Raw genomic sequence first — 24,812 nt, forward strand, 5'->3', positions numbered from 1 at the left:
TTTAAGGTAATTATAACAAACAAAAGAAATATAAAGTGAAACTATAATCAGCCCTCACCAATCGGGATTTTACGGGCAGTAAGACCCCCACCTCCCTTCTTTGCTTTCGCTGAATTTTGAGATAAAGGCCTTACTGCCCGGCAAATAGCGGGATAAACGAAAAAAGACTAGAGATATCTCTAGTCTTTTACTTCGTTTCACGATGTAACGTTACTCGCTTTAATCGTGGACAATATTTTTTTAGTTCGATGCGCTCTGGATTGTTTCGTTTATTTTTTTTAGAAATATAATTACGATCACCGCACTCTGTACAAGCTAGTGTAATATTTACACGCATATGTAATTCTCCTTTCTTTTAAAGATCGCAAACTAAATCGTAATGATTACGATTTATATATTATATAACTTCATTCTATTTGTCAATTGCAAAAAAAGACAAAAAGCTGAAACAATTAGTTCATACGAAATTCACACGAATCTATTACTATAGAAACTGTACATAGTGAACTTATTAACAATCACGTTTATTTATATAAAATTTTATTTGAAAGGAGTTGAAAATATGAAAACTAAATATCGTTTTATGATCTCATCATTTGCTGCTTGCGCCTACATGATTTGGTGTTTAGTATAATAACAACCTCACTTGTAAATAGGAAAAGGTGTGTATATAAATGGAATATAATCAATCAACAGTTAACTACTGGAAAGCTTTTGTACTACCATATACATTTGCTTTAGAAGAGTTAAAAACTAAATTTGAAATTATGAACCGGGAAGCCCAATTTTTAGAGGATTACAACCCGTTTGAACATATAAAAACAAGATTAAAACAACCTGAAAGTATTATTAAAAAACTTGAGCGTAAAAATTTATTACCGACAGTTGAAAATGCGCAAACGCATTTACAAGACATCATCGGCATTCGTATTACATGTTGCTTCGTAGAAGATATCTATCATTTAAAAAATGTCATTCAAAAGCGTGAAGATATGGAAATCATAGAAGTAAAAGATTATATCGCTAACCCAAAACAAAATGGCTATAAAAGTTTACACATGATTATCAAATACCCTTTATCACTAAATTCTGGTACAAAAGAAGTCTTTGCAGAAATTCAATTACGTACGCTTGCAATGGACTTTTGGGCAAGTTTAGAACATAAACTTTATTATAAATATGAGGGGAAAATACCTGAGTATTTAAAAGATGAACTACATGATGCAGCAATGAAAGCTGAAGATCTCGATAATAAAATGGCAACCATTCGCCAAGATATTGATGATATCGAAGCATGCTCAGATCAAATTATGTTACCACTATAAAAAAAGGTTCTCGCCAATGAGAACCTTTTTTGCGCTATTTACGGAAAGTTTCACTTTATTTCTTCTCTATCGTGCGAACCTCTTCAATTTTCCAGCCATCCTCTTCTTTTCCAAGTGCATACTGTACTTTCTTCTGAATAGTGACCTCTCCTTCTATTTCCTTTTCTTTTGTTTCAACAACAACATATCCTGCTTTACTAGCTTTTATGTCTATATGTTCCAATTCAATTTTTTTATTTCCCTTTTGAAAAGCTGCTTCTTTTTGCGTTTTTAAGTCTTCAGCACTAGGCATGTTCTTTGAAAATAACTCCATATGTTCAGTAAGATTTTTTTCATTTGTCGTCCGTACAAATTTCTCTATCACACCTTGAATCGTTTTCTCTTCTTCTTTCGTTATTTGTACCTTTCCTTCAGCTTTTGTAGTAGTAGCTTTTTGTTCTATCTGATTCTCTTTGGATTGACATCCAACTAGCAATAATACACCTATTAGAAAGGATAATATCCCTATGAAAAAAGCTCTCATCTTCCCATCTCCTAAAAAGAAAAGTGAGGCATTTCGCCTCACTTTCGTTTCTAATTAGCGTCTTCCTTTATTCGGGTCGCCACCGCCAACAATATCAAAGACACGTTTAGCGATATTTGTATTCTCTTGAACGCCAGAGAACAAGTATTTACCAGGGCCAAATGCATATACGTTTACATCTTCTCCTGTATGTCCACCTGTTGTCCATCCTGTAACCGAACGCTTATTGAAAATATCTTCAATCGCATTATCAATCTTTGTTACATCTTTTGAAGGAGCAATATCATTTACCGCTTTAATTTCTTCAGGTGTTAATTGTAAATCAATATATTTTTTCAATGTTTCTTCTACATTCGCACCGTTTGCAATCTCATTTGCCATAAAGTCTGGTGTGCGTTTTGCAGCTTTAATTGGATCTACTTTAAAGTTATACTCACCATTTGCACCTAAAGATAATCCACCAGTAGCGTGGTCTGCCGTTGCAACGACTAACGTATTTTTATCTTTTTTCGCAAACTCAATCGCTGCTTTAAATGCTTTTTCAAAGTCTTCCATTTCACTCATTGCGCCAACGATATCATTATCATGTCCTGCCCAGTCAATTTGACTTCCTTCAACCATTAAGAAGAAACCTTTTTTATTTTTGTTCAAACGCTCAATTGCTGCATTTGTCATTTCTTCTAATGAAGGTGTTTTATCAGTGCGATCAATCATTTTATCTAAACCGCCTGGTGCAAATAAACCAAGGATTTGATCATTTTTATCATTTAACAATTGATCTCGATCTGTTACGTAGCTATAACCAGATTTCTTAAACTCTTCTGTAAGATTGCGATCTTTTCTAACAAAGTTTTTTACGCCGCCGCCAAGCATAACATCTACTTTATGCTTCCCTTTAATTTTCTCATCAAAATAATCATTTGCAATTGCGTCCATATTTTTACGACTAATGTCATGCGCACCGAAAGCAGCTGGTGTTGCATGTGTAATTTCAGAAGTAGCAACTAATCCTGTCGATTTCCCTTTTTCCTTCGCTTGTTCAAGAACAGTTTTTACTTCTGCTTTATCGTTATCAACTGCAATTGCCGCATTATATGTTTTAATTCCTGCTGACATAGCTGTTGCTGCAGATGCAGAGTCTGTGATATTTTCATGTTCATCTTCCGGATATGTTTTTTGTGTTCCTACAAGATGTTTATCAAACTCTGTAGATTCCATCTCAAAAGTTTTTGGATTATCTTTCATATAACGGTGAGCCGTCATATATGAAGGGCCCATACCATCCCCAATTAATACAATGACATTTTTAATCTTTGCATTGCTTCCGCTCTCATCTGCACTCACTTCACTAGAACGTGTAAAATTCCATGTTGCTACCGAAGTAACTGCTAACGACGCCACAACTGCAAATGGCCATGCTTTTTTCACAAACTTTTTCACTGTCTTGTCCCCCTAATTAGGTTATTCATTTCCCACTATCAAATTTAATAGAAGACTGTTAAGAGAAAATTAGTTATATGTAAATTTTTTGTTAACTTATGTAAATATCAGTTATAATTTGTATAACTTTGTCTTTTCATATCAACCATCTTCTCCTTTACAATCAAAATATAAACAAGTTGGATTTCATTTAACGTAAATCTCTTATTTAACATTTTCAATCTACTTTTATGAAAATTAATAGAAACGTGGTGAACATGTATGAAAATAATAAAGCTAGATGAAACTTTTATTTTTGATTTACTCGACCTTTGCAAATCTATTGGATGGTTACAAAATAAAGCATTTATGAAAAAACAATTCGAAATGTACCTTTCTCTCGGTACACTTGTCGGTTATATGCATGAAAATAAACTGATTGCAGCTGGAGGCGCATTTCCTTTTAAAGATAGGTTTTCTACTATTGGTATGTTAATCGTCCATCCTCATTTTCAAGGCCGAGGCATCGGGCGTATTTTGCTTAATCACTGCTTAGAACACACTCTTACAAAACAACCAATTGCACTTATTGCAACAAAAGCTGGCGAGCCTCTTTATACATCATGCGGATTTCAAACAATAACGACGATTCATCGTTTTGAAAAACAAACTACTAAGACACATATCACTCATACAAAACAAATAGAAGAAAAAGATCTTATATCGCTTATTTCCCTCGATCAAATTACAACTGGTGCCGATCGTTCTTTACTTTATTCATTACTATTACCAAGAACGAGCCACTCTTTTAAAATTGAGAGACATAACTGTATAGAAGCTTTTTCCTTATGCATACAAAAAGATAGTATATTATGTATCAATCCACTTATCGCCAAAAGAGAAGAAGATGCTATTCAATTACTACAAAAGATATGTGAATGTTGGAATGGCACAGTAAGAATTGATGTCCCACATTCACAATTTTCATTTCGCAAATTTCTTCAAATAGAAGATTTCCAAGAAACGCTCCTTTCACCTCTTATGATAAAAAATGGTAGCGAACTTCCTGGAAATCGTAATATGCTATTTGCTATGATAGATACAGCGTTATGTTAGAAAGGGGACACCTAATTGAAGCGATTTAGCTATTTTATGGTAGGTTGTCTTACTCTTACACTATTAGTAGGATGTAGTGCAGCAGAAAAGCCAGTAGAACAAGTAAAACAAGTTAAAAATACACTTACAGCAAAACTAGCTACCGAGGAAAAAATGGTAGAAATAGATGGTCAAACCATTTACTTCAAAAAGATTGGTAATGAAAAACCACCTTTACTTATGATCCATGGATTTGGAGGATCGTCAGATGGTTTTCAAAAGATTTACTCAGACTTAGCAAAAGATCATACAATTATTTCTGTAGATGCTTTAGGATTCGGGCGCTCATCTAAGCCGATGGATTTTTATTATTCTTTCCCGACTCATGCAAATTTGTATTATAAATTAATGAAAAAACTAGGTTACGATTCGTTTGCAATATTGGGCCACTCAATGGGCGGAGAAATTTCTCTTAATTTAACATATTTATATCCAGAATCCGTTACACACCTTATTTTAACTGATGCTACGGGCGGTCCTCATACACTCGTTAATAAACAAGGATCACCAAGACCACAGTTGTCGACTGATTTAAATACCGTTTCTGCCATTGCAGATTATGATGAGAGCAAAGTGAGATTTAAACGTAATGATGAAGAGCATTACAATAAAATGAAATTATGGCCTAGACGTCTTCAAATTAATGCAAATGAAATAAAACAACCAACCTTAATTATATGGGGAAGAAATGATAGTAGCGTTTCTTGGAAAGAGGGCGAAACGTACCATCAATTTTTAAAAAATAGTACTTTCCATATTATCGAAAAAGGTTATCACGCACCATTTCGTCAGGAACCACAGGAGTTTGTAGGGTATGTAAAAGAATTCTTTGACAAAAACCCTATAATAACTGAAAAATAAGCGGGTATCTCATTTTGAGATACCCGCTTTCATATATTAAGCAGCTTGCTTTTGGCGTTTTTGAGTTTTTGAACCTAATACTTTCGGAATAACGAAACCATCTATTCCAAATTTACCAGCATTCATACCAGAAACTAGAACGAACATTGATAGAATAACCATTTCAGGATTCACACCAATTGACCCACTAAACATATAGGAAAAGTTCATTACAAGACCGAAAAAGACCGCTGTTTTTGTTAAACATCCTACAATTAAACCAATTCCGACTAAAATTTCTCCCCACGTTACAAGTGTATTAAATAGATCAACGTTTGGAATTGCGAAATCTTGTAAAAATGATGCCCACCAAGATTGAACAGCCGGTTGTGCTCCTTTAGATTTTTCAATTGCACCTTGTAAATAACCAGTTGCATCGAATCCTTTTCCTTGTAGTTTACCGATTCCAGCCATTAACCATGTGTAACCAAGATACACTCGAATTACCGCTAACACAAAAGAAACTGCTTTGTTTTCTCTTAAAAATTGAATAACCATATCTTCCTCCTAAAGTTGTAATTAAGTTAGTTACAGATAATATAATAACATTAGTTACTTATTTTTCAAACGTTAATTATGAATAATTCGTGACATGTGTATGAAACATTAAAAACTAACGTTTATATAGTAACTTTTATTACCTGTAAAAACTTGAACATATCATACCATAAGTGATAATGGTTTTCATTGAAGAAAATGTAAAAAAAATGTGAGTTAAATGTGAAACACGTTTATTCGAATATAGAATAAACGTGTTTCACACTACTTATATAATTGAAATGTATGTGTCTCTTTATCAATTAACCGTGCTTCTTCAAAAGCCTCTCCTAACGTTTTTTCATGGTTAATAAGCCCGTAAAATAAGCGTATTGTAAACATAAGTGCTGCATTCCCATCTACATAATCTATTGATCCAATATACGATTTTGCGCCACTACGTAAGAAAGATTCTGCTAATTTTCGCTCCCCTAACGTACAACCACTATTTACAATATTTACATTATGCAATTTTGCATATTTATAAATTTCTGCTGAACCAAAGTATCCCCGCGGTTCATCTTGTTCATATATATCTTCACCTAACTCTTCCATGACAAATTTTCCTTCCTCACCATGAAAGCAAAAGACAACATAATCGATATCATTATATAAACCCTTTCCAGAAAGAATATCGATGAACTCTTTCGGCCTACCAATCCAGTACGTTATAACTTTCGCCCCAAAATACTCAAGTGATGCTCGGATTGATTGCGCCTCTAAATCCGAATTAAAACCAACTACTAGTGCAACATTCAACATACACCCTCCATCCTATAATTAGATTTCACCAATTAGACTTTTAAAGGATACATCCATTTCATATATACCCGTTTCTTGCAAAAAATCAGCTCTAGTTAAAACGACCTTCTGTAAATATTGCCTATATGCTGTAATTGTCCCGTCGTGAGATACAATACAAACTCTTTCCGCACCTAGCTCATAACAAAAAAGAAGAAATTCATCTACTATTTGCTGAAAGCTATGTTCTGAAATAGTATTTATACCTTCCTTCCATAACTGCTGATTTGTGTTTTTCTCTATCGAAAAATGTGGAAATGAATTTGTTATTATTCCCTGATCTACTATGTGATCACATGGTAATGTTTTCGCTCCTTCTCGATAAGGAAAAATACGCGGGGATACATATGGATGGACAATTTTTTGACAAGCTACCTTCTCACTCCATATCGCCGCCGTTTGCAAAGTTCTAAGTGTAGGGCTAGCGATTAATATATCCGTTTCTTGCAAGGGTACATTGCATTGAAGTAATTTAGCTTGATTCCTTCCCTCATCTGTTAATGATGGATTCAACCTTTGTAAACTTGCTGGCAAATCTTTTGTATGTTCTCCTTCACCGTGCCGAACAAAGACGAGTTTCATGCCCATCCTCCTCTCACTATGAAATTCTCTCACATATTTCTTCCCTATTTGATCCTTTATTCCTGCTATAAGAAAAAGCAATATGTAAAAAAGATTTGACATAATAAATTAGGAAATATTACAATTGTATATGTAAAATACTTTTTACAGGAGAAAGGGGAATCATACATATGAAATGGATAACCATCTTAATTGGCATGATTATATGGGGATATATAAACGGATTTTTTAGCAGCGATAAAACTGCTAATCCTTGGATTACAGATGATGAACGGGAAACAAAAATTAAACAGAAAGCAATTATTGCAAGCTGGTCCGGTGTTTTTATGTTTTGTACCATTAACCTCCTAAACAAATGGTTAGGTGTAGAAACAAACAATACATCACCTTACTTACCATCTTCTATCGCAACTATTTTAAAAGAAAATGTAGAGTTACAAATTTTATTTATGCTATTTATTACGTATGGCATATTTTACATATACTACCGAAGAAAACTAAGCGCTTAACTTTTTATCTCATGATTGTCCTCCTAAATGGTTATAGTAATTAGGACGAAATGAAAGGAGCGATAGAAAAATGAGTAACTCGAATGATTTTTTAGATACGCTGCATGAAAAACAAGCAAAAGATGAACAAAATAGAAAACGTCAGGGAAACGGAAACCCAGCGAAAAAAAAGCCAAATAAAACGCATAAATAACCAATAAAAAAATGTGCCTAAAATTATCTTTTAGGCACATTTTTTATTCTTCTTTTACCGAGATGACATTTCCCCAATTCCATTTCTCATAATACCACTCTGGTACATCTATATTTTCAATCCACTTCACTTCATGCTTTCCATCTCTATGAGCAAGCCATACATCTGCTTTCTTACGGTCTGAACGTATCCATATTAATTGATTGCTCTTCTTCATAAAGATTGGATGATAATCACCCTGCTTATGAGGTGGCTTTGTGATTCGATGCTGTACATTGCTTGTACTATCAACCTCATATAAAGATGGTAGTGGCCTTTTTTCTGGCAATGTTTCAAATCCTCCCTCTTTTGCTCGAGAGACGATAATTATGTTATCGTTCTTCCATGTAAAATCCCAATCAACATATCCTTGCGGCGTAAATGTGTTCTGCTGAAGTGCTGGCAGTTCTTTTACTTTTAAATGTTTATTCTCTAACGCAACTCTCCCACTTCCTTCAATATAGGCCAATATATTGTTGGCTGGCGCCCATTTGAACCATTGTGTGTTTAATAACATTTGATCTACCTTTTCAAAACGACTACCATCTGCACGAACTAAACAAAGCGTATTGCTATCAGCTGACCATGAAGCTGTCGGTACTGCTAAAAATGAAATCCACTTTTGATCTGGTGACCACTTAAAGCCACTTGCAACTAGCGCTAGGAAATCATCATGTTCATTTGGCAATGCATACAAATGCTTCATTTTATGAGGGTTCATATGGGCATCTTTTTGCACTTCATATAGCTGTGCTCCTGTCCATCCAGTTGGAAGTAAGTGTGCTTCAGAAGATACAAGAAACTTCTTTCCATTCGGGTACCATGCATAATCACCTACACCAGCCGATACATTTTCAAAATCTGCATTCTTTTTTTCTACCTCGAAGGTATGTAATGTACCTGTAAATATAAATGCAATTATATTTTCTGTTGGTGACCATTGATAATTTGATACTTCTGAGTGAAACGGCGTAACTTTCTTTCCATCTTTTAGCCGATATAACTCAAGATTACTTTGTTTCTTTCCTTTTACATATGCCAGCCACTCTCCATCATGAGACCACTTTGGCCCTGTTATATACTCTCCTTTTGTAAGTTGTTTTTCTTTTCCATCAACTTTAATCCAGAGGTCATGATGACGAATAAAAGCAATTTTAAATTCATTATTTTCTGCGCTACTATTAATGGTTGAACATAAAAATACGACTAACATTGTACCAACGCTTACTATGAACCGTTTCATAACACCCCTCCATTTCCCTCATAGCATTCCTCAATCTCCACCTACAATATGTAAAAGATACCTATTCGACATAATCAGAAAAAATTTCCCAAGAAATTTCAAATTCATAGAGGATTGGTATGAATTATGTCGAAAATATAGTTTAGCTAACATCCGATTATGTAATTCGAGATCAATTTGTAAGATGTTTTTTCGGAATATTAGCACTTTTTATTAGGGGGGAGTTTCAATGAAAAAAACTACATCTACACTATTAAGTATGGCGCTCGTCTTTTCCAGTTTTGGAGCTTTAAGCGCACATGCTGAATCGCTGCAAAAGGAGAAACAATTTAGTCCACAGTTAAAAGCGAACATTGAACAATGGGGAGAAAACAAAATTGCGCAAAATGTTGAAACAAAAACATCAAAAGAAATTTCTGTCATTGTAGAATTGCAACATGCTCCACTCGCTTCACAAAGTAACATTCAGCATGCTCCAGATTTACAAAATAATCTTGCACAGTCTTATCATACCGAGCTTAAAAAAGCACAAGAAGATACGACTAAGAAAATAAAAGAAAAAGCACCTGGTGCAAAAATTAAAGAAGTGTATAATACGTTATTTTCTGGATTCTCTATTTCAGTTCCTGGAGATCAAATTACCGCTCTTGCTTCTTTACCCGAAGTAAAAGCAGTCTACCCGAACTTAACATATAAATTACATGAAACATCAAAAAGCACTACTAATGAAGAGGCACCAAATATCGGCGGACCGACAATTGGTGCAACTGAAGCATGGAATTTAAAAGACCCATCTGGCAAACCGCTTGATGGAAAAGGTATGAAAGTAGCGATTATCGATTCTGGCGTAGACTATACACATCCTGACTTAAAGGCAAATTATATTGGTGGATACGACACAGTGGATGAAGATGATGATCCAATGGATGGTAACGTACACGGTACTCATGTAGCTGGAATTATTGCTGGTAACGGAAAGATAAAAGGGATTGCTCCGAACGCTTCTATACTCGCTTACCGTGTTATGAATGATGGCGGAACTGGTACGACCGATGATATTATTCAAGGTATTGAGCGCGCTATTCAAGATGGTGCAGATGTTTTAAATCTATCTCTCGGTCAAGATTTGAATGTCCCTGATCAACCTGTAACAATGACGTTAGAACGTGCAGCAAAACTTGGTGTTACTACAGTCGTTTCAAATGGAAATGATGGACCAAAACCTTGGTCTGTTGATGCTCCTGGTAACGCAAGTAGCGTCATCTCTGTTGGTGCATCTACTGTTTCTATTCCATTCCCAACATTCCAAGTAGCTGGTTCTAATAAATCTTACCAAGGCTTACCATTATCAAAAGCAGATTTCCAAGTAGGAAACGATGCCCAACTTGTCTATGTTGGCTACGGTAATTCAAGCGATTACGCGAAACAAGATGTGAAAGGAAAGTTTGCCCTTGTTTTACAAGGAACTTCAAGCACATTAGTAAAAGCAGAACAAGCGAAACAAGCTGGCGCTATCGGCGTTCTACTAATTTCTAATGAAAAAGAAATTGATCTTATGCCAGAATATTTCGAACGTGCAGATATAGCTCTTCCAGTTATGCAACTATCAAATACAAATGGCGAAGAGTTGAAAAATGTAATTACAAAACGAAAGAAAAATATAAAAATTGGACAACCGAACCAAACCGAACTGATTGGTAACTTCAGCTCAAGAGGACCATCACAAGGAAGTTGGCTTATAAAGCCTGATGTTATTGCACCTGGAGTAAAGATTACAAGCACAGTACCACGAGGTGGCTATGAATCTCACAACGGAACAAGTATGGCTGCGCCACAAGTAGCAGGAGCCGTTGCCTTACTGCGCCAGATGCATCCTGATTGGACGACAGAACAATTGAAATCTGCTCTTGCCAACACTGCAAAAACATTAAAGGACGTCAATGAAAATACATATCCTGTCATGGCACAAGGATCTGGTTTAATTAACATTCCAAAAGCAGCTCAAACGGACGCGTTAGTGAAACCGAACAACGTAAGTTTCGGTCTTGTTAAACCAAATAGCGGCAAAGTGAAACTAACACAAAATATTACGTTACAAAATCTTTCTAACAAAAAGAAAAACTTTTCAACTCGTATTGAATTACTAGATACAAAAACAAAAATCCAGACTTCTTTCCCTTCTTCAATTAGTTTAAAAGCAAATAGTAACATCGAAAAACCTTTTACGATCACTGTAGATAGCTCCTTACCACAAGGCGTATATACAGGAAATCTGTATGTAAAAGACCAAGGAACAAAAGAAGAAATGCGTATTCCATTTACATTTAGCATCGATCCGAAAGAATACAAGCGTATTGATGGTCTTGAAATCGTTAATTCTACTTTCAGCCCAAATAATGACAAAATATTAGATGACAACTTAATCAATTACTATTTAGTTACACCAGTTGAAGACATAGCCTTTCATGCTAATTTAATTACGAAAGACCGCGTGACATATCAAGGCACGGTATATCAAGGTAAAAACGAAACACCTGGTTATAAATCTTTCAAATGGAATGGTACAAAAACTGATGGATCCCCGTTACCTGATGGCTTGTACCAAATCGAAGCTGTTGCTTCTAACTCTGGCGGAGAAACAAAGCAAACAGGAGCGGTGTTTATTGACCGAACAGCACCTAAGTTAACACACGAAATTGATCAAGAAAATCTTGTTATTAGAGGAAACGTTGATGATATTCTGCTAGATTGGATGAGTGAATCTGGCTGGATTGCACCTGGTATTCCAGTGAAAATGCAATATGAAATTAACGGAAATGGCGTATGGGAAAGTGCCTTCCTAAACACTTGGGAGAAAAACTATGAAATTTATTTCGATCGTAATCAATTACAACAAGGAAAAAACACAATTCATATTGTAGCAACAGATGCAGCTGGAAATACAACTAATTTAAATGTTGATTTAGAAGTAAAATAAGGTCATACGAAGATTCTTTCGCCCCTATCCAATGTTCCGATAGGGGCTTTTTCTATTTCTCATATAAACATTTGTTAAACAATTCCGAATGTTGTGATAGAATTTTTATAAGCGCTTTCAATTTAAAGAGAGGTGATACAAGCTATACAGAATCGATATACAGTTTTATAGAAAAAAGGAGGATGTCTAAATGACAAAGAAAACAGAAATTCCATCGCATTTAAAACCATTCGTATCCACACAGCATTATGATCAATACACACCGGTGAATCACGCTGTGTGGCGTTACATTATGAGACAAAATCATAGTTTCTTAAAAGACGTTGCTCATCCAGCCTATGTGAACGGATTACAATCATCTGGTATTAATATAGATGCAATTCCAAAGGTAGAAGAAATGAATGAGTGTTTAGCACCAAGCGGCTGGGGTGCTGTAACGATTGACGGGCTTATTCCTGGCGTAGCCTTCTTCGATTTTCAAGGACACGGATTATTACCAATCGCAACAGATATTCGCAAGGTAGAGAATATCGAGTATACACCAGCTCCAGATATTGTACACGAAGCAGCAGGACACGCACCTATTTTACTTGATCCTACATATGCAAAATATGTGAAACGATTTGGACAAATTGGTGCAAAAGCTTTCTCAACAAAAGAAGAACATGATGCATTCGAAGCTGTTCGTACATTAACAATTGTAAAAGAAAGCCCTACTTCTACTCCTGATGAAGTTACAGCTGCTGAGAATAATGTACTTGAAAAACAAAAGTTAGTTTCTGGCTTATCAGAAGCGGAACAAATTTCACGTCTTTTCTGGTGGACAGTAGAATATGGATTAATTGGAAATATAGATGCTCCAAAAATATATGGTGCTGGTCTCCTTTCTTCTGTTGGCGAAAGCAAATATTGCTTAACAGACGCTGTAGAAAAGGTTCCATTCTCTATAGAGGCATGTACAAGTACAACTTATGACGTAACAAAAATGCAACCACAACTATTTGTTTGTGAATCATTTGAAGAATTAACAGAAGCACTTGAGAAATTCTCTGAAACGATGGCCTTTAAAACAGGTGGTAAAGAAGGATTAGAAAAAGCAATTCGCTCTGAAAATCATGCAACTGCTGAATTAAATAGCGGCTTACAAATTACAGGTACATTTACCGAGACAATTGAAAACGATGCAGGTGAATTGATTTATATGCGAACGAGCTCGCCAACAGCATTAGCAATTCACAATAAACAGCTAGCGAATCATTCTACGTCTGTACACAGTGACGGGTTTGGAACACCAATTGGATTACTCACTGAAAATATTGCATTAGAAAATTGTACAGATGAACAATTACAATCATTAGGAATTACAATTGGAAATGTTGCTGAGTTTACTTTTGCAAGTGGTATTCATGTAAAAGGAACAGTAACAGATATTGTAAAAAACGATAAAAAAATTGCGCTTATTTCCTTTATCAATTGCACAGTTACTTATAACGACCGCGTTTTATTTGATGCTTCATGGGGCTCATTTGATATGGCTGTTGGTTCAACAATTACTTCGGTATTCCCAGGTGCCGCAGATGCTGCAGCATTTTTCCCAATGGATGAAGAAATCCAAGAAATACCTGCTCCACTTGTACTGAATGAACTTGAACATATGTATCAAACCGTTCGTGACATTCGAAATGAAGGTATTTTACACGACGCGCATATCGAGCAATTAATAGCAATTCAAGAAGTATTAAATAAATTGTATCCGAAAGAATGGTTACTTCGCCTTGAAATATTAGAATTGCTTTTAGAGCATAACAAAGGGCATGAAACATCAGCAGCATTATTACAACAACTTTCTACTTTCACAACGGATGAAGCTGTAACACGTCTTATTAACAATGGTCTTACGCTACTTCCAGTAAAGGATGTGAAAAATGATGCTACGATTAACTGAAAAAGAAGTTCAAGAGGAATTATTGAAGTTAGATAAATGGGTAGTAAAAGATGAAAAATGGATTGAAAGAAAATATATGTTTTCCGACTACTTAAAAGGAGTCGAATTTGTCTCTGAAGCCGCCAAACTATCAGAAGAACATAATCACCACCCATTTATCCTTATCCAGTATAAAGCAGTCATTATTACTTTGTCATCTTGGAATGCAAAAGGTTTAACGAAACTCGATTTTGAGCTTGCGAAGCAATTTGATGAACTATTTGTCCAAAATGAAAAAGCCATTATAAGAAAGTAAAAAGGAGAAGCCTTTATTAGGCTTCTCCTTTTATTTTGAAATGGATACAATGTCCAAATGGATCCTCTACTTGTAATATTCCATCTTTGTACGTAGCAATCTTGCCAATATTTTTTAAGCTTTCACATACTTGCTCTTTTTGTTTTTCATTTGCTAATACAATTGTGAAATATTTCAAGCCAACGGAATTTGGCATTTGCGGTAGTATTCCTTCACCTTGCCACGTATTTAAACCGATATGGTGATGGTAGCCACCTGCCGATACAAAGAGCGCCCCATTACGAGCTGGGATCGTTACTTCAAAGCCAAGACCATCCACATAGAAACGTTTCGCTTCTTCCAAATCAGCTACATGGAAATGAATATGTCCCATCACAGTACCAGCTGGAAATCCGTTCCATGTACTTCCTTGTTGCAATAATTCTTCACCAGCTAACGGGTTACTAACAAATGGTAGCTCTCCATTCTCATCACGCCAAACTTCTTTTTGACGATCATGATAAATTTCAATCCCGTTTCCATCTGGATCAGCTAAATAAAGGGCCTCACTAAAGTAATGGTCAGCTCCGCCGTGCAGTGGATAAACCATTTCTACAAGATGACGAAGGATATTCGCTAAATCCTGTCTGCTCGGTAATAAAATTGCGTAATGATATAAACCCGTTCTCCCTCTTTGCTTTGGTAAGGCTTCCTTCTTTTCTTCAATGATCAGGAGTGGTTCGTTATTTTCATTCCCAAATGTAACGACCATTTCATCTTCTTTTAGTACTTTCATACTTAGTACTTCTGTATAAAACTCTAGTGATTTCTTTATATTTGATACATATAAATGAACAACATCAAGTGTTGTATCGGGATGAAGTTGAAAACTCATCTTGTTAGCCTCCCATGTAAATTAGTTCTTCTTTGACATTTTCTCTTTTAAGAAATTATCTACAAAACCATCCGCTTTCGCAACAAATAAGTACGCACCCATTGCTAACAATGCAAGCTCTAATTCGAAGCCAGGATTTTTTCCATCTCCTAATAAACCAGCTGACCATTTTACTTTTACAATTGCTCCAACCATAACTAGTGCAAATAATAATCCAATATATCTTACACCTAAACCTAGAATTAATAATAGACCGCCAACTAATTCAACTGTTGCTACACCGTATGCAAGTCCTCCTGGTAAACCAATGCTTGTGAACCATCCTGCAATATTGTCAATCCCCGATTGGAATTTTGTTAAACCGTGCATAAAGAACGTTACCCCTAACACGATACGAATAATTAAGTTACCAATATGTTGATTCATTTCTTTCTCTCCTTTATAGTTTTCTTATACAAAACTTTTATTTACATTACAAAACATACACTAATTTTTTTTATTCGTCAATTCATTTTCACTGGGAAAATATATATTTTTTTTGCTATGATACAAATAGTTGTTTATAAAAAGGAGCTTGATTTTATGAATATTGGTTCTGCAATACGTGAAATTCGTCAGCGTAGAGGCATAACAATCGCGCAAATTTGTGAAGGAACAGGTCTTTCTAAAGGGTTTATGAGTCAGGTTGAAAATAATAAAACATCACCATCTATCTCAACTTTAGAAACGATCTCCAATTTTTTAAACGTTCCTCTTCCCTATTTATTGTTAGAACAAAAAGATCGATTGAAAGTTGTCAAAAAGGTAGAGCGTAAATATAGTGTATACGGAAAAGATGAACAAAGAATCGAACATGTTGCAGAGCAAGGTGGCCTTCGCCTCAATCTCGTAGAAATTCCTGCTGGGTTTCCGAAAGAAAACACACCAAATGCCCATGAAGGAGAAGAATGTCACCTTGTATTACGCGGAAAACTAGAAGTTCAACATGGAGAAGATGTTGCAATTGTAGAAGAAGGAGATTCTTTCTCCTGGAATGCATGTGTTCCTCATATTGTTCGTAATATAGGAGAAGAAACTGCATTATTACTCATCTCTAGTCATGCAGAAAATCGAAAACGTGTTTATTAAAAAAAGAAGCCTGTAAATCAGGCTTCTTTTTATCCTCTTATAACTCCATAGCTTGTCCCAACTAGTACAGTCTTTTCGTGTTGATTACGATAAACTGACTCGATTGAAACCTTTTTGTATCCTTCCATCTGTTCAACATTCGTTAAAGTTAATTCACAAGTGATTGTATCTCCTGTAAAAACTGGTCTAATAAACTCACTTACTAATTCTCTTGCTATGTAATGTAATTCTTCGCCTACTTTCGTTCCAATACTAGCAGTCAATAAACCATGAACCATTAAACGTCCATTTTCATCATATTCCATATGATGCCTACCTTTATCCCCTGTAATATTTGCAAATTCAAAAACCTCTTCCTCAGTAAATCTTCTTTCATATTTAAATACATCCCCAACTTTTATACTCATTTTTATCCCCCTAATAATAAACAGAATTTTCTTTCATTTTATCATAAAATGAATCTTAGTTCAGTTTATATTATTAAAATAGTAAGCCTTTTTCTGTTCTACTTTTTCTCCTTATCGGTGCCCCTCTTTTTTGGCTATTTGATATCCATAGTACGCACATGTTCCATTTCTCGATAACTCTCTCACCTCAAAACCACAACTTCTATAAAAATCAAAATTACTCGCAGAAGTATGCGCAAACCAGTCACCATGTGGCAATTTTTGCAAACAAAGAGCAACAAGTTTCTTACCTAATCCCTTCCCTCTATATTCACATTTCACAACTAAATTTACTATGTTGGCGACCATGATTCCATCAGAAATGACTCTAACCATCGCAATCATCTCTTCCTCATCCCAAATTGTGAATGCCCATGTTGAATTTTCAAATGCTATCGTGAATTTTTCAATTTGCCAAGAAGGGATATTATCATTGCTCCAACCGGCATCTTCGAATAAAGTTTTAATTGCATATGCAGGTACACCATTCGTTCCCTCACGAATAATAAGTCCATTATGATAAATGTACATGTAATCCCCCCTTTATTTTTATATACCATTCTTCAAAAGATGCAATTAACCTTTTTTCATCCAATGCGTCTAATGGAATAAACGAGAACATCCATCCCATGAAATGAAGTTGTTTTCTCATAACTAAGCCCCGTTTTTCTAGCAACAAAGATTGAGGCGGGGTGATCCGGATTAATAAGAGAGATTAATTTATTCATTCGTAACGCTTGGAAGCCATAATCTCGAAATGCTGCCGCTGCTTCTTTCGCATACCCTTTTCCCCAATACTGAGGTAATAACCAATAACCAATTTCAATTTCCTCTTTTCCATCTATTTGCTGCTTTACTAATCCTGCATGACCAATTCGTATTCCCGTTCCCTTTTCAATCAATACAAATAAACCGAGACCGTTTTTATAGCTAGGAATCACCCACTCCTCCAAACTTTTTTTACACTGCATATATGTTTTTAACGTCCCATTTCCGATATAGCGCATTACCTTCTCATTTCCCCATAGTGAAGCGTAGAACTGTAAATCATCCATTGTATATTTGCGAATTTGTAAACGATCTGTATGAAACATTTCTGCACTCCTTCCCACGAACTTGTACTTAATTACACGCTCACGTCTTGTATCCATACTAAATGTTACTATCTATTATAAATGAACTAACATTAAAATACAGAATATTCAATCTAAAAAGAATTTAAAAAAGGCAGTAGACAAATATTGTCTACTGCATCCATATCATAACTAGCATAAAGAAAACTACAATTGAGGGGGGTGTAGGATTTTCAAATACACTAGATACTTATCCCGTTCTAACGGGCGGTAAACTTTCCAATTATATAAAAGTGAAAAGTTTACCGCACATAAGAACTTTGGCGGTCAGTAAGAAAGCACCGTTAAGTAGTCAAATACACGCTGTGCTTTTTCTCCACCCATTCGTGCATGTTGAAGAAGAGAAATACCATGTGGACCATATGCACGTAATGCTTCTGGTTGTGCTACTAAAATAGCTTGTACAACTTCTAATTCCCCCAGCATAGCGGCCGCGAAAATATCCATTCGAGCACCCTTTTCTAATAAGTAAAGAGCAATATCTTTACGCCCTACATGTGCCGCTGCTCCTAACGCACTTTCCCAATCTGATCCACCCCAATTGTAAGAGGCATGAAGTAAACTTGGCGATTCAGCCAACAGTTCTTGTACTTTTTCTAAATCTCCGTGAGCTGCCATAACAAATTCCCTTACTAACTCAGTGGTAACACATTCTTCTGTTCGCATCTTGCTCCTCCTTTTTTAGAAATTCGTTTCGGTGTAAAAAATGGCTTATCGCTTCCTTGAAAAATATCTACATCTATGCCAAATACATGTTGAAACATTTCATGACATAACACTTCTTCTGGTATACCGTCATACTGAAGCTTCCCTCGCTTTAATACGAGTAAACGATCACTATATTGAGCTGCTTGGTTAATATCATGTAAAACCATTATAATTGTCATGCCAAATTCCTCGTTTAGTCGTTTCACAAGTTCCATTACTTCCAACTGATGAACGATATCTAAAAAAGTTGTTGGCTCATCCAATAATAAGACGTTCGTACGTTGTGCTAGCGTCATTGCAATCCAAGCGCGTTGTCTTTCTCCTCCTGATAAAGATTGTAAAAGACGATATTCATACCCTTTAAGATTTGTAACAGACAATGCCCAATCAACAATTTCTTCATCTTCTTTATTTAAGCGACCTCTCCATGACTTATGAGGGCCTCTTCCAAATTCGATTAATTCTTTCACTGTTAAATCTAATTGATGATCATGCATTTGTGGTAACATCGCTAATTGCTTCGCTACATCGGCACTTTTCATCGTATGAATACTTTTTCCATCTAAAACGATATCCCCTTCGCTTTGTTTAAGTAGTCTTGCTATTAAACGAAGCAAAGTAGATTTCCCAGATCCATTCGGTCCAATCAAACTAACGACTTCTCCAGCTTTAATATGTACATTCATATTTTGCATTTGAAATCTTTCAGAATGTGCGTAAAACACTTTATTAACGGAAATCACGCTGTTTTCCCCCTCTATGAATTAAATATAAGAAGAACGGACCGCCTAAGAAGGATAATAAAATACCGACAGGCAATTCAATTGGATCAAACCAACTTCGAGCTATCGCATCCGCGAAAACAAGTAATATCCCTCCGCCAAGGCATGACAATGGCAGTAAATATTTATAGTCATTTCCAACTAATAAACGTAACATATGTGGTACGACAAGGCCGACAAATCCAATAAGACCAGAAACACTAACTGCTATTCCAGCTAATAATGTGCTTACTACTATTAAATAAAAACGGCTTCTCTCCACGTTATGACCTAATAATTTCGCCATTTCATCTCCAAGCATTAATACTCGAATATGCTTGATACCGAAGAAGGCCAATATAATAGCGAATATTGCATAATAAATAATCATATGTAAATGCGCCCAACTTACACCGCTAATACCACCCGCTAACCACGGTAACACGGATTGTACTTTGTCACTATGTAATAACATTAATGCTGACGTCGCTGCACCTATTAATGCATTAATTGACACACCTACTAAGACAATTCTTGAAGGTGGTGCCCCTTTTTGCCATGATAAAGCATAAATGATCATCGCCGTTATGAAAGCTCCTAAAAACGCACCGAGTGGTAAAAACGCCATATGCTGAGGGAATAAAATCATAATTACAATTGCGACAAGGCCTGCTCCAGATGACACCCCGATAATACCAGGGTCTGCAAGAGGATTTCTCATCACCCCTTGCAGCAGTGCACCAGATGCAGCTAAACATGTTCCTACTATAAATCCAACGAGCACTCTCGGTATACGAAGGTCCCATACAATTCGATGAACTGTCGAACCTTCATCTTGTATCCCTGTTACAATATCTCGTAAAGAAAAGGATAGGCTTCCTGCGAAAAGACCGTAAAAAAGACATAAAACCGTTAATACAACTAAAGTAACTGCTATGATCCATCTTTTTTTCGCAAAAGGATGTTCCTTTTCCCTTACTACTTCACTACTTTCCATACTTATCATTTCCTTACATCTTGTATACTTTTATACATAAAGTCCATCGCTTCTGTAACTTTTGTTCCAGGATTTGATCCAAACAAGTCTGGTGGCAAAATAACTACGCGATTTTGTTTTAATGCATCTAAATTTTTCCACGCTTCATTTTTCATCATTTCGCCTTCAAATGCTTTTTTAACGCTATTTGGATCTCCATGTGTAATTAAATAAATCACATCAGGATTCGCCTCAATAATGCGTTCTACACTTAGCTGTGCATATTGCGGATATTCCTTCATTTCTGGAAAATCAGCTGCAATATTTTTCCCACCTGTTTTTTCTAAAATATCACCTGATAAAGAGGTTGGTAATGCTGCTAAATAAGTACCAGGTGCTCCATACACTAGCAATGCTTTCACATCACTCTTTTTCTCATATGTCTTCATTTGATTCGTAATTTTTTGGTTAAGTTCTTTTGCTTTATCTTCTTTTTTCATTATCGCTCCGTATAGTTCAATATTCTTTAGAATATCTTGTACAGAATTCGCAGAAGAAATCATTACTTTCGTTCCTTGCCCTTCAACCGTTGGAACATTCTTTTGGAACCCATTATTAGCAATAAGTACATCGGGCTTTAAGCTAGCAATTTGCTCAAAATTCGGCTGATGTGCATTCCCGATTACTTGTACTTTCTTTATATCCTCTGGAAGAGTTATTTTTGCATCCGGACGACCCACTATTTTTCCGCCTAAAGCATGAATAATATTCATGTCTCCCATACTTAATGTTGCAAAACTCTCTGGCACTTTATCGAATGTTACCTTTCTTCCTGACAGGTCGGTAACTTCTATTTTCTCTTTTCCTTTTTCTGTTTTTGTTGCCGCTGCTTTTTCGTCTCCTTTTGCACTGCAACCTATTAATAAGAAAAAAATAGATAAAATCGCTGTAAATAGCGTAATAGATTTTTTCATTCTCCCACCTCTAATTGATAATGATAATCATTAACTACCATTCTACTTTAATTGATAAGGATTATCATTGTCAATATAAAACGCATACATTTTCTAGAAAAAAAAAAAAAACAAAAAGCGTTACAAAAAAGATTCCTTCTTTTTGTAACGCACTATTTATCAATATTATTCGCATTCGTTTCCCTCTAACTTGTCTCGCATCACTTTCACACGCTGAAAGAAAAAGAAAGATAAACTTAAAAATATAACGATGCTCCCAATCATAACAAAAAATTGTATCGTTTCTTTTGCTCCAGTCGGAATCAATAAGCCAACCATTAACAATGTACTGACAGCGAGAAGAATTTGTCCGAACCGAGTATAATCTTCTATCTTTTCTTGTAATTCCTTCATTATATTCTCACTCCTCCATTTCACTGTATCATATTCTATTAAACTGAAAGACAAGTAAATACAGCCATTCTGGGAGATGTTTTCCAAAAGAAAAAGAGCCGCTTTATGGCGACTCTTTTATAACCATTACTCACCTTTATATGCTTTCATATAAATTTCTTTTAACTCTGAAATGAGAGGTAATTTTGGATTAGCTGTTGTACATTGATCTTCAAAAGCTCTTTCTGCCAATAATCCAACAACCTCTTCAAATTGGTCTTTAGCAACTCCTTGTCCTGCAATACTCATATTTATATTTAAACTTTTTCCGAGCTCAATAATTGCTTTGACAAGTGATTCCACACCTTCTGCGGTCGAACTTGCTGGAAGCCCGAGCATTCTCGCAATATGTGCATAGCGTTCATCGGCTACAAAGTGCTCATATTTTGGGAACAATGCGTGTTTTCTTGGCTTAATAGCATTATAGCGAACTACGTGCGGCATAAGAATTGCATTCGCACGCCCATGTGGAATATGAAATTCTGGTCCAATTTTATGTGCTAAGCTGTGATTAATACCTAGAAAAGCATTTGCAAATGCCATTCCTGCAATTGCAGAAGCATTATGCATTTTTTCTCGTGCTTCTTCATCATGTCCATCTTTAAATGCTCTTGGTAAATATTTAAATACGAGATCAATGGCCTTTAATGCTAATCCATCTGTATAGTCATTTGCTAAAACAGACACATACGCCTCGATTGCATGCGTTAATACGTCCATCCCAGTGTCTGCTGTTACATGTGGTGGTACTGTCATTACAAATTGTGGATCAACAATTGCTACATCTGGCGTTAATTCATAATCGGCAAGTGGATACTTTATATTATTTTTCTTATCTGTAATAACCGCAAATGGTGTCACTTCTGATCCTGTTCCAGATGTTGTTGGAATAGCAACAAACTGCGCCTTACTTCCTAATTCCGGATATTTACATGTACGTTTTCTTATATCTAAAAACTTCTGTTTAATTCCATAGAATGTTGTTTCTGGGTGCTCATAGAAAAGCCACATCCCTTTCGCTGCATCCATCGCTGAACCACCACCAAGTGCGATAATGACATCAGGCTGAAAACTTCTCATCATTTCCGCACCTTTAAACACAGTTTCATCTGACGGATCTGGCTCGACCTCAAAGAAAACTTCAACTTTCACATCATTTGCATGTTTACGTAAATAATGCGTAACCGTATCTACATATCCGTGCTCAACCATTCCTGGATCCGTTACAATAAACGCACGTGAAATGTTAGGCATATTTGCTAAATATGATGTCGCATGTTTTTCAAAATAAATTTTTGGTGGTAATTTGAACCACTGCATATTCTTTTTTCTATTTGCCAACCTTTTTATATTTAATAAGTGCGTCGCTGTTACGTTTTGAGAAACCGAGTTTTTCCCGTAGGAACCGCAGCCAAGCGTAAGTGATGGAATAAATCCATTATATATGTCACCGATTCCACCTTGTGATGAAGGGGCATTTATAATAAGGCGGCAAGCTTTCATACGTAATCCAAATTGCTTTTGCACTTCTTTATTTACAGAATGGATAACTGCTGAATGTCCTAAACCACCGAGGTTTAACATTTCTTCACAATATGTAAACCCTTCTTCTAATGAATTTGCTTTCACACAAGCTAATACTGGACTTAACTTCTCACGAGATAGTGGATATGCGGCTCCGATGCCTTGTATTTCAGCTACAAGCATTTTTGTATTTTTAGGTACAGTAATTCCAACTAATTCGGCAATATACTGTGCGGATTTCCCTACAATATCACTATTTACTGCACATGTATTTTCATTAATAACAAGCTTTTCTAATTTACTTCTCTCTTCCTCGGTTACAAAATAACAATCATTTGCAATCATTTCTGTTTTCACATCATCATAAATTTCCTTGTCTACAATAATCGCTTGTTCTGATGCACAAATCATACCATTATCAAATGTTTTAGATAAAATCAAATCATTAACCGCTCGTTTTATATGCGCTGATTTCTCTATATAACATGGTACATTACCAGGACCTACACCTAGCGCTGGTTTTCCAGTAGAATAAGCTGATTTCACCATACCAGCCCCTCCAGTTGCCAAAACAAGCGCAACACCTTCATGGTTCATTAATTGTTTCGTTGCTTCGACAGAAGGCTTTTCAATCCACTGTATACAATGTTTTGGTGCCCCCGCCTTCACCGCTGCATCGTATACTGCTTTCGCGGCTGCAATAGAACAGTTTTGTGCTGAAGGATGAAATGCGAAAATAATTGGATTTCTCGTTTTTATCGCGATTAATGCTTTAAACATTGTTGTCGATGTTGGATTCGTTACTGGTGTTACCCCAGCTACTACACCGACAGGCTCCGCAATTTCTATTATTTCTTCATGAGGATCTTCGTGAATAATCCCTACTGTTTTATCTTTCTTTATGCTATGCCAAATATATTCAGTAGCAAAAATATTTTTAATACATTTATCTTCGTATACACCACGACCTGTTTCTTCAACAGCCAACTTCGCAAGCGGCATATGTTGATCAACACCTGCTAATGCCATTTCATGAACAATGTTGTCAATTTGCTCTTGTGTAAAACTTTCTAATGCTTGTAAAGCTCTCTGACCGTTATTCACTAACGTATCAATCATCTCTTTTACTTCCTGCATTTCATTTACAACTTTCTCTTTGACTACCATGTAAATTCCTCCTATTCTGCTATCTTGGACTAAATAAGACCCTATAGGTCATAATCAGTCCCGATTAGCGCAAAAAAATAGAATTGCTTTCCTACATGAACCTCATTGTTTGTGAAATATTTCACAAGTTTGTTCGTGAGTAACACTTCATGAACTTAATATACATGAACTTAATATACATGAATTTATTTTATTTGTGTTTGTCTAATTTGTGAAATATTTCACAAATTAATATAGTAAAAATGC

Annotated in this window: 27 protein-coding genes; 9 read left to right on the forward strand and 18 right to left on the reverse strand. The window is 35.7% G+C overall.

Features of this window, described 5'->3' with window-relative positions; genetic code table 11:
• Positions 1-187: 187 nt before the first annotated feature.
• Positions 188-337, reverse strand: coding sequence for a 50S ribosomal protein L33 (gene rpmG / locus ACTFSI_RS04085; RefSeq protein ID WP_001265617.1), 150 nt, complete (start codon positions 335-337; stop codon positions 188-190).
• A 337-nt stretch (positions 338-674) separates the two neighbouring features.
• Here rpmG and ACTFSI_RS04090 point away from each other — a divergent pair, with 337 nt between their 5' ends.
• Positions 675-1,325, forward strand: coding sequence for a GTP pyrophosphokinase (locus tag ACTFSI_RS04090; protein ID WP_000456224.1), 651 nt, complete (start codon positions 675-677; stop codon positions 1,323-1,325).
• Between the two features lie 55 nt (positions 1,326-1,380).
• On the opposite strand, the gene ACTFSI_RS04095 is transcribed toward ACTFSI_RS04090, so the two are convergent.
• Together ACTFSI_RS04095 and ACTFSI_RS04100 are read right to left on the reverse strand one after the other, a co-directional pair.
• On the reverse strand, positions 1,381-1,848 hold the full coding sequence (locus ACTFSI_RS04095; protein ID WP_001201006.1) for a hypothetical protein: 468 nt from the start codon (positions 1,846-1,848) through the stop codon (positions 1,381-1,383).
• Between the two features lie 54 nt (positions 1,849-1,902).
• Entirely contained in the window at positions 1,903-3,288 is a 1,386-nt protein-coding gene (locus ACTFSI_RS04100; protein ID WP_000714935.1) for an alkaline phosphatase, read from the reverse strand.
• 261 nt (positions 3,289-3,549) lie between these two features.
• Between ACTFSI_RS04100 and ACTFSI_RS04105 the strand changes: the two genes are divergently transcribed.
• Positions 3,550-4,383 (forward strand): GNAT family N-acetyltransferase, encoded by an 834-nt coding sequence (locus ACTFSI_RS04105; protein WP_000691515.1) that lies wholly within the window; start codon positions 3,550-3,552, stop codon positions 4,381-4,383.
• A 15-nt stretch (positions 4,384-4,398) separates the two neighbouring features.
• Positions 4,399-5,283: an alpha/beta fold hydrolase gene (locus ACTFSI_RS04110; protein WP_000819829.1), complete on the forward strand. Its 885-nt coding sequence runs from the start codon at positions 4,399-4,401 to the stop codon at positions 5,281-5,283.
• Positions 5,284-5,319: 36 nt separating this feature from the next.
• On the opposite strand, the gene ACTFSI_RS04115 is transcribed toward ACTFSI_RS04110, so the two are convergent.
• The 3 genes from ACTFSI_RS04115 to ACTFSI_RS04125 form a co-directional block, all read right to left on the reverse strand.
• On the reverse strand, positions 5,320-5,820 hold the full coding sequence (locus tag ACTFSI_RS04115; protein WP_000236600.1) for a DoxX family protein: 501 nt from the start codon (positions 5,818-5,820) through the stop codon (positions 5,320-5,322).
• A gap of 264 nt (positions 5,821-6,084) precedes the next feature.
• Positions 6,085-6,621 carry a delta-aminolevulinic acid dehydratase gene (locus tag ACTFSI_RS04120; protein ID WP_044793769.1) on the reverse strand — a complete coding sequence of 179 codons (537 nt, stop codon included), beginning with the start codon at positions 6,619-6,621 and terminating at the stop codon, positions 6,085-6,087.
• A gap of 18 nt (positions 6,622-6,639) precedes the next feature.
• Positions 6,640-7,344, reverse strand: a complete 705-nt coding sequence (locus ACTFSI_RS04125) for a histidine phosphatase family protein (protein WP_138321079.1) — start codon at positions 7,342-7,344, stop codon at positions 6,640-6,642.
• Positions 7,345-7,412: 68 nt separating this feature from the next.
• On the opposite strand from ACTFSI_RS04125, the gene ACTFSI_RS04130 reads away from it, so the two are divergent.
• Together ACTFSI_RS04130 and ACTFSI_RS04135 are read left to right on the forward strand one after the other, a co-directional pair.
• Complete coding sequence (locus ACTFSI_RS04130) at positions 7,413-7,751, forward strand: hypothetical protein (protein ID WP_000871279.1); 339 nt, start codon at positions 7,413-7,415, stop codon at positions 7,749-7,751.
• A gap of 70 nt (positions 7,752-7,821) precedes the next feature.
• Positions 7,822-7,944 (forward strand): DUF4023 domain-containing protein, encoded by a 123-nt coding sequence (locus tag ACTFSI_RS04135; RefSeq protein ID WP_000071861.1) that lies wholly within the window; start codon positions 7,822-7,824, stop codon positions 7,942-7,944.
• Positions 7,945-7,987: 43 nt separating this feature from the next.
• Here the strand turns inward: ACTFSI_RS04135 and ACTFSI_RS04140 are convergent, their stop codons facing one another.
• Positions 7,988-9,226 carry a TolB family protein gene (locus tag ACTFSI_RS04140; RefSeq protein ID WP_000819450.1) on the reverse strand — a complete coding sequence of 413 codons (1,239 nt, stop codon included), beginning with the start codon at positions 9,224-9,226 and terminating at the stop codon, positions 7,988-7,990.
• 229 nt (positions 9,227-9,455) lie between these two features.
• Between ACTFSI_RS04140 and ACTFSI_RS04145 the strand changes: the two genes are divergently transcribed.
• The 3 genes from ACTFSI_RS04145 (at position 9,456) to ACTFSI_RS04155 (ending at position 14,443) form a co-directional block, all read left to right on the forward strand.
• Positions 9,456-12,203, forward strand: a complete 2,748-nt coding sequence (locus tag ACTFSI_RS04145; RefSeq protein WP_000754139.1) for a S8 family serine peptidase — start codon at positions 9,456-9,458, stop codon at positions 12,201-12,203.
• Positions 12,204-12,393: 190 nt separating this feature from the next.
• Positions 12,394-14,148 (forward strand): aromatic amino acid hydroxylase, encoded by a 1,755-nt coding sequence (locus tag ACTFSI_RS04150; RefSeq protein ID WP_000163206.1) that lies wholly within the window; start codon positions 12,394-12,396, stop codon positions 14,146-14,148.
• A complete protein-coding gene (locus tag ACTFSI_RS04155; protein WP_044793763.1) occupies positions 14,129-14,443 on the forward strand; it encodes a 4a-hydroxytetrahydrobiopterin dehydratase in 315 nt (104 codons plus the stop codon). Before ACTFSI_RS04150 ends, ACTFSI_RS04155 begins: the two co-directional genes overlap by 20 nt.
• Before the next feature lie 16 nt (positions 14,444-14,459).
• Here ACTFSI_RS04155 and ACTFSI_RS04160 read toward each other — a convergent pair whose 3' ends face one another.
• Positions 14,460-15,317 (reverse strand): VOC family protein, encoded by an 858-nt coding sequence (locus ACTFSI_RS04160; protein WP_000009825.1) that lies wholly within the window; start codon positions 15,315-15,317, stop codon positions 14,460-14,462.
• Between the two features lie 21 nt (positions 15,318-15,338).
• Complete coding sequence (locus ACTFSI_RS04165) at positions 15,339-15,743, reverse strand: DoxX family protein (protein ID WP_001071557.1); 405 nt, start codon at positions 15,741-15,743, stop codon at positions 15,339-15,341.
• A gap of 156 nt (positions 15,744-15,899) precedes the next feature.
• Here ACTFSI_RS04165 and ACTFSI_RS04170 point away from each other — a divergent pair, with 156 nt between their 5' ends.
• Positions 15,900-16,445, forward strand: a complete 546-nt coding sequence (locus tag ACTFSI_RS04170; protein WP_001020702.1) for a helix-turn-helix domain-containing protein — start codon at positions 15,900-15,902, stop codon at positions 16,443-16,445.
• Between the two features lie 29 nt (positions 16,446-16,474).
• Here the strand turns inward: ACTFSI_RS04170 and ACTFSI_RS04175 are convergent, their stop codons facing one another.
• The 9 genes from ACTFSI_RS04175 to adhE all read right to left on the reverse strand — a co-directional run bounded on the left by ACTFSI_RS04175 (position 16,475) and on the right by adhE (position 24,566).
• Entirely contained in the window at positions 16,475-16,852 is a 378-nt protein-coding gene (locus ACTFSI_RS04175; protein WP_000025011.1) for a MaoC/PaaZ C-terminal domain-containing protein, read from the reverse strand.
• A 111-nt stretch (positions 16,853-16,963) separates the two neighbouring features.
• Complete coding sequence (locus tag ACTFSI_RS04180; protein ID WP_000276116.1) at positions 16,964-17,422, reverse strand: GNAT family N-acetyltransferase; 459 nt, start codon at positions 17,420-17,422, stop codon at positions 16,964-16,966.
• Positions 17,423-17,478: 56 nt separating this feature from the next.
• Complete coding sequence (locus ACTFSI_RS04185; RefSeq protein ID WP_138321077.1) at positions 17,479-18,042, reverse strand: GNAT family N-acetyltransferase; 564 nt, start codon at positions 18,040-18,042, stop codon at positions 17,479-17,481.
• A gap of 249 nt (positions 18,043-18,291) precedes the next feature.
• Positions 18,292-18,690, reverse strand: coding sequence for an ankyrin repeat domain-containing protein (locus ACTFSI_RS04190; protein WP_044793760.1), 399 nt, complete (start codon positions 18,688-18,690; stop codon positions 18,292-18,294).
• Complete coding sequence (locus tag ACTFSI_RS04195) at positions 18,657-19,475, reverse strand: ABC transporter ATP-binding protein (protein WP_000626538.1); 819 nt, start codon at positions 19,473-19,475, stop codon at positions 18,657-18,659. Before ACTFSI_RS04195 ends, ACTFSI_RS04190 begins: the two co-directional genes overlap by 34 nt.
• On the reverse strand, positions 19,462-20,490 hold the full coding sequence (locus ACTFSI_RS04200; RefSeq protein WP_044793758.1) for a FecCD family ABC transporter permease: 1,029 nt from the start codon (positions 20,488-20,490) through the stop codon (positions 19,462-19,464). The genes ACTFSI_RS04195 and ACTFSI_RS04200 overlap by 14 nt, the downstream gene beginning before the upstream one ends.
• 5 nt (positions 20,491-20,495) lie before the next feature.
• Complete coding sequence (locus tag ACTFSI_RS04205; RefSeq protein ID WP_440045241.1) at positions 20,496-21,443, reverse strand: helical backbone metal receptor; 948 nt, start codon at positions 21,441-21,443, stop codon at positions 20,496-20,498.
• Positions 21,444-21,608: 165 nt separating this feature from the next.
• The gene (locus ACTFSI_RS04210) at positions 21,609-21,836 is read right to left on the reverse strand and encodes a YrhC family protein (RefSeq protein ID WP_000661447.1); all 228 of its coding nucleotides are present in this window, start codon (positions 21,834-21,836) and stop codon (positions 21,609-21,611) included.
• A 126-nt stretch (positions 21,837-21,962) separates the two neighbouring features.
• Positions 21,963-24,566, reverse strand: coding sequence for a bifunctional acetaldehyde-CoA/alcohol dehydrogenase (adhE, locus tag ACTFSI_RS04215; protein WP_242260523.1), 2,604 nt, complete (start codon positions 24,564-24,566; stop codon positions 21,963-21,965).
• Positions 24,567-24,812: the final 246 nt, after the last annotated feature.

This window comes from Bacillus cereus group sp. MYBK101-2 (genome assembly GCF_051918845.1).
Taxonomy (GTDB): domain Bacteria; phylum Bacillota; class Bacilli; order Bacillales; family Bacillaceae_G; genus Bacillus_A; species Bacillus_A paranthracis.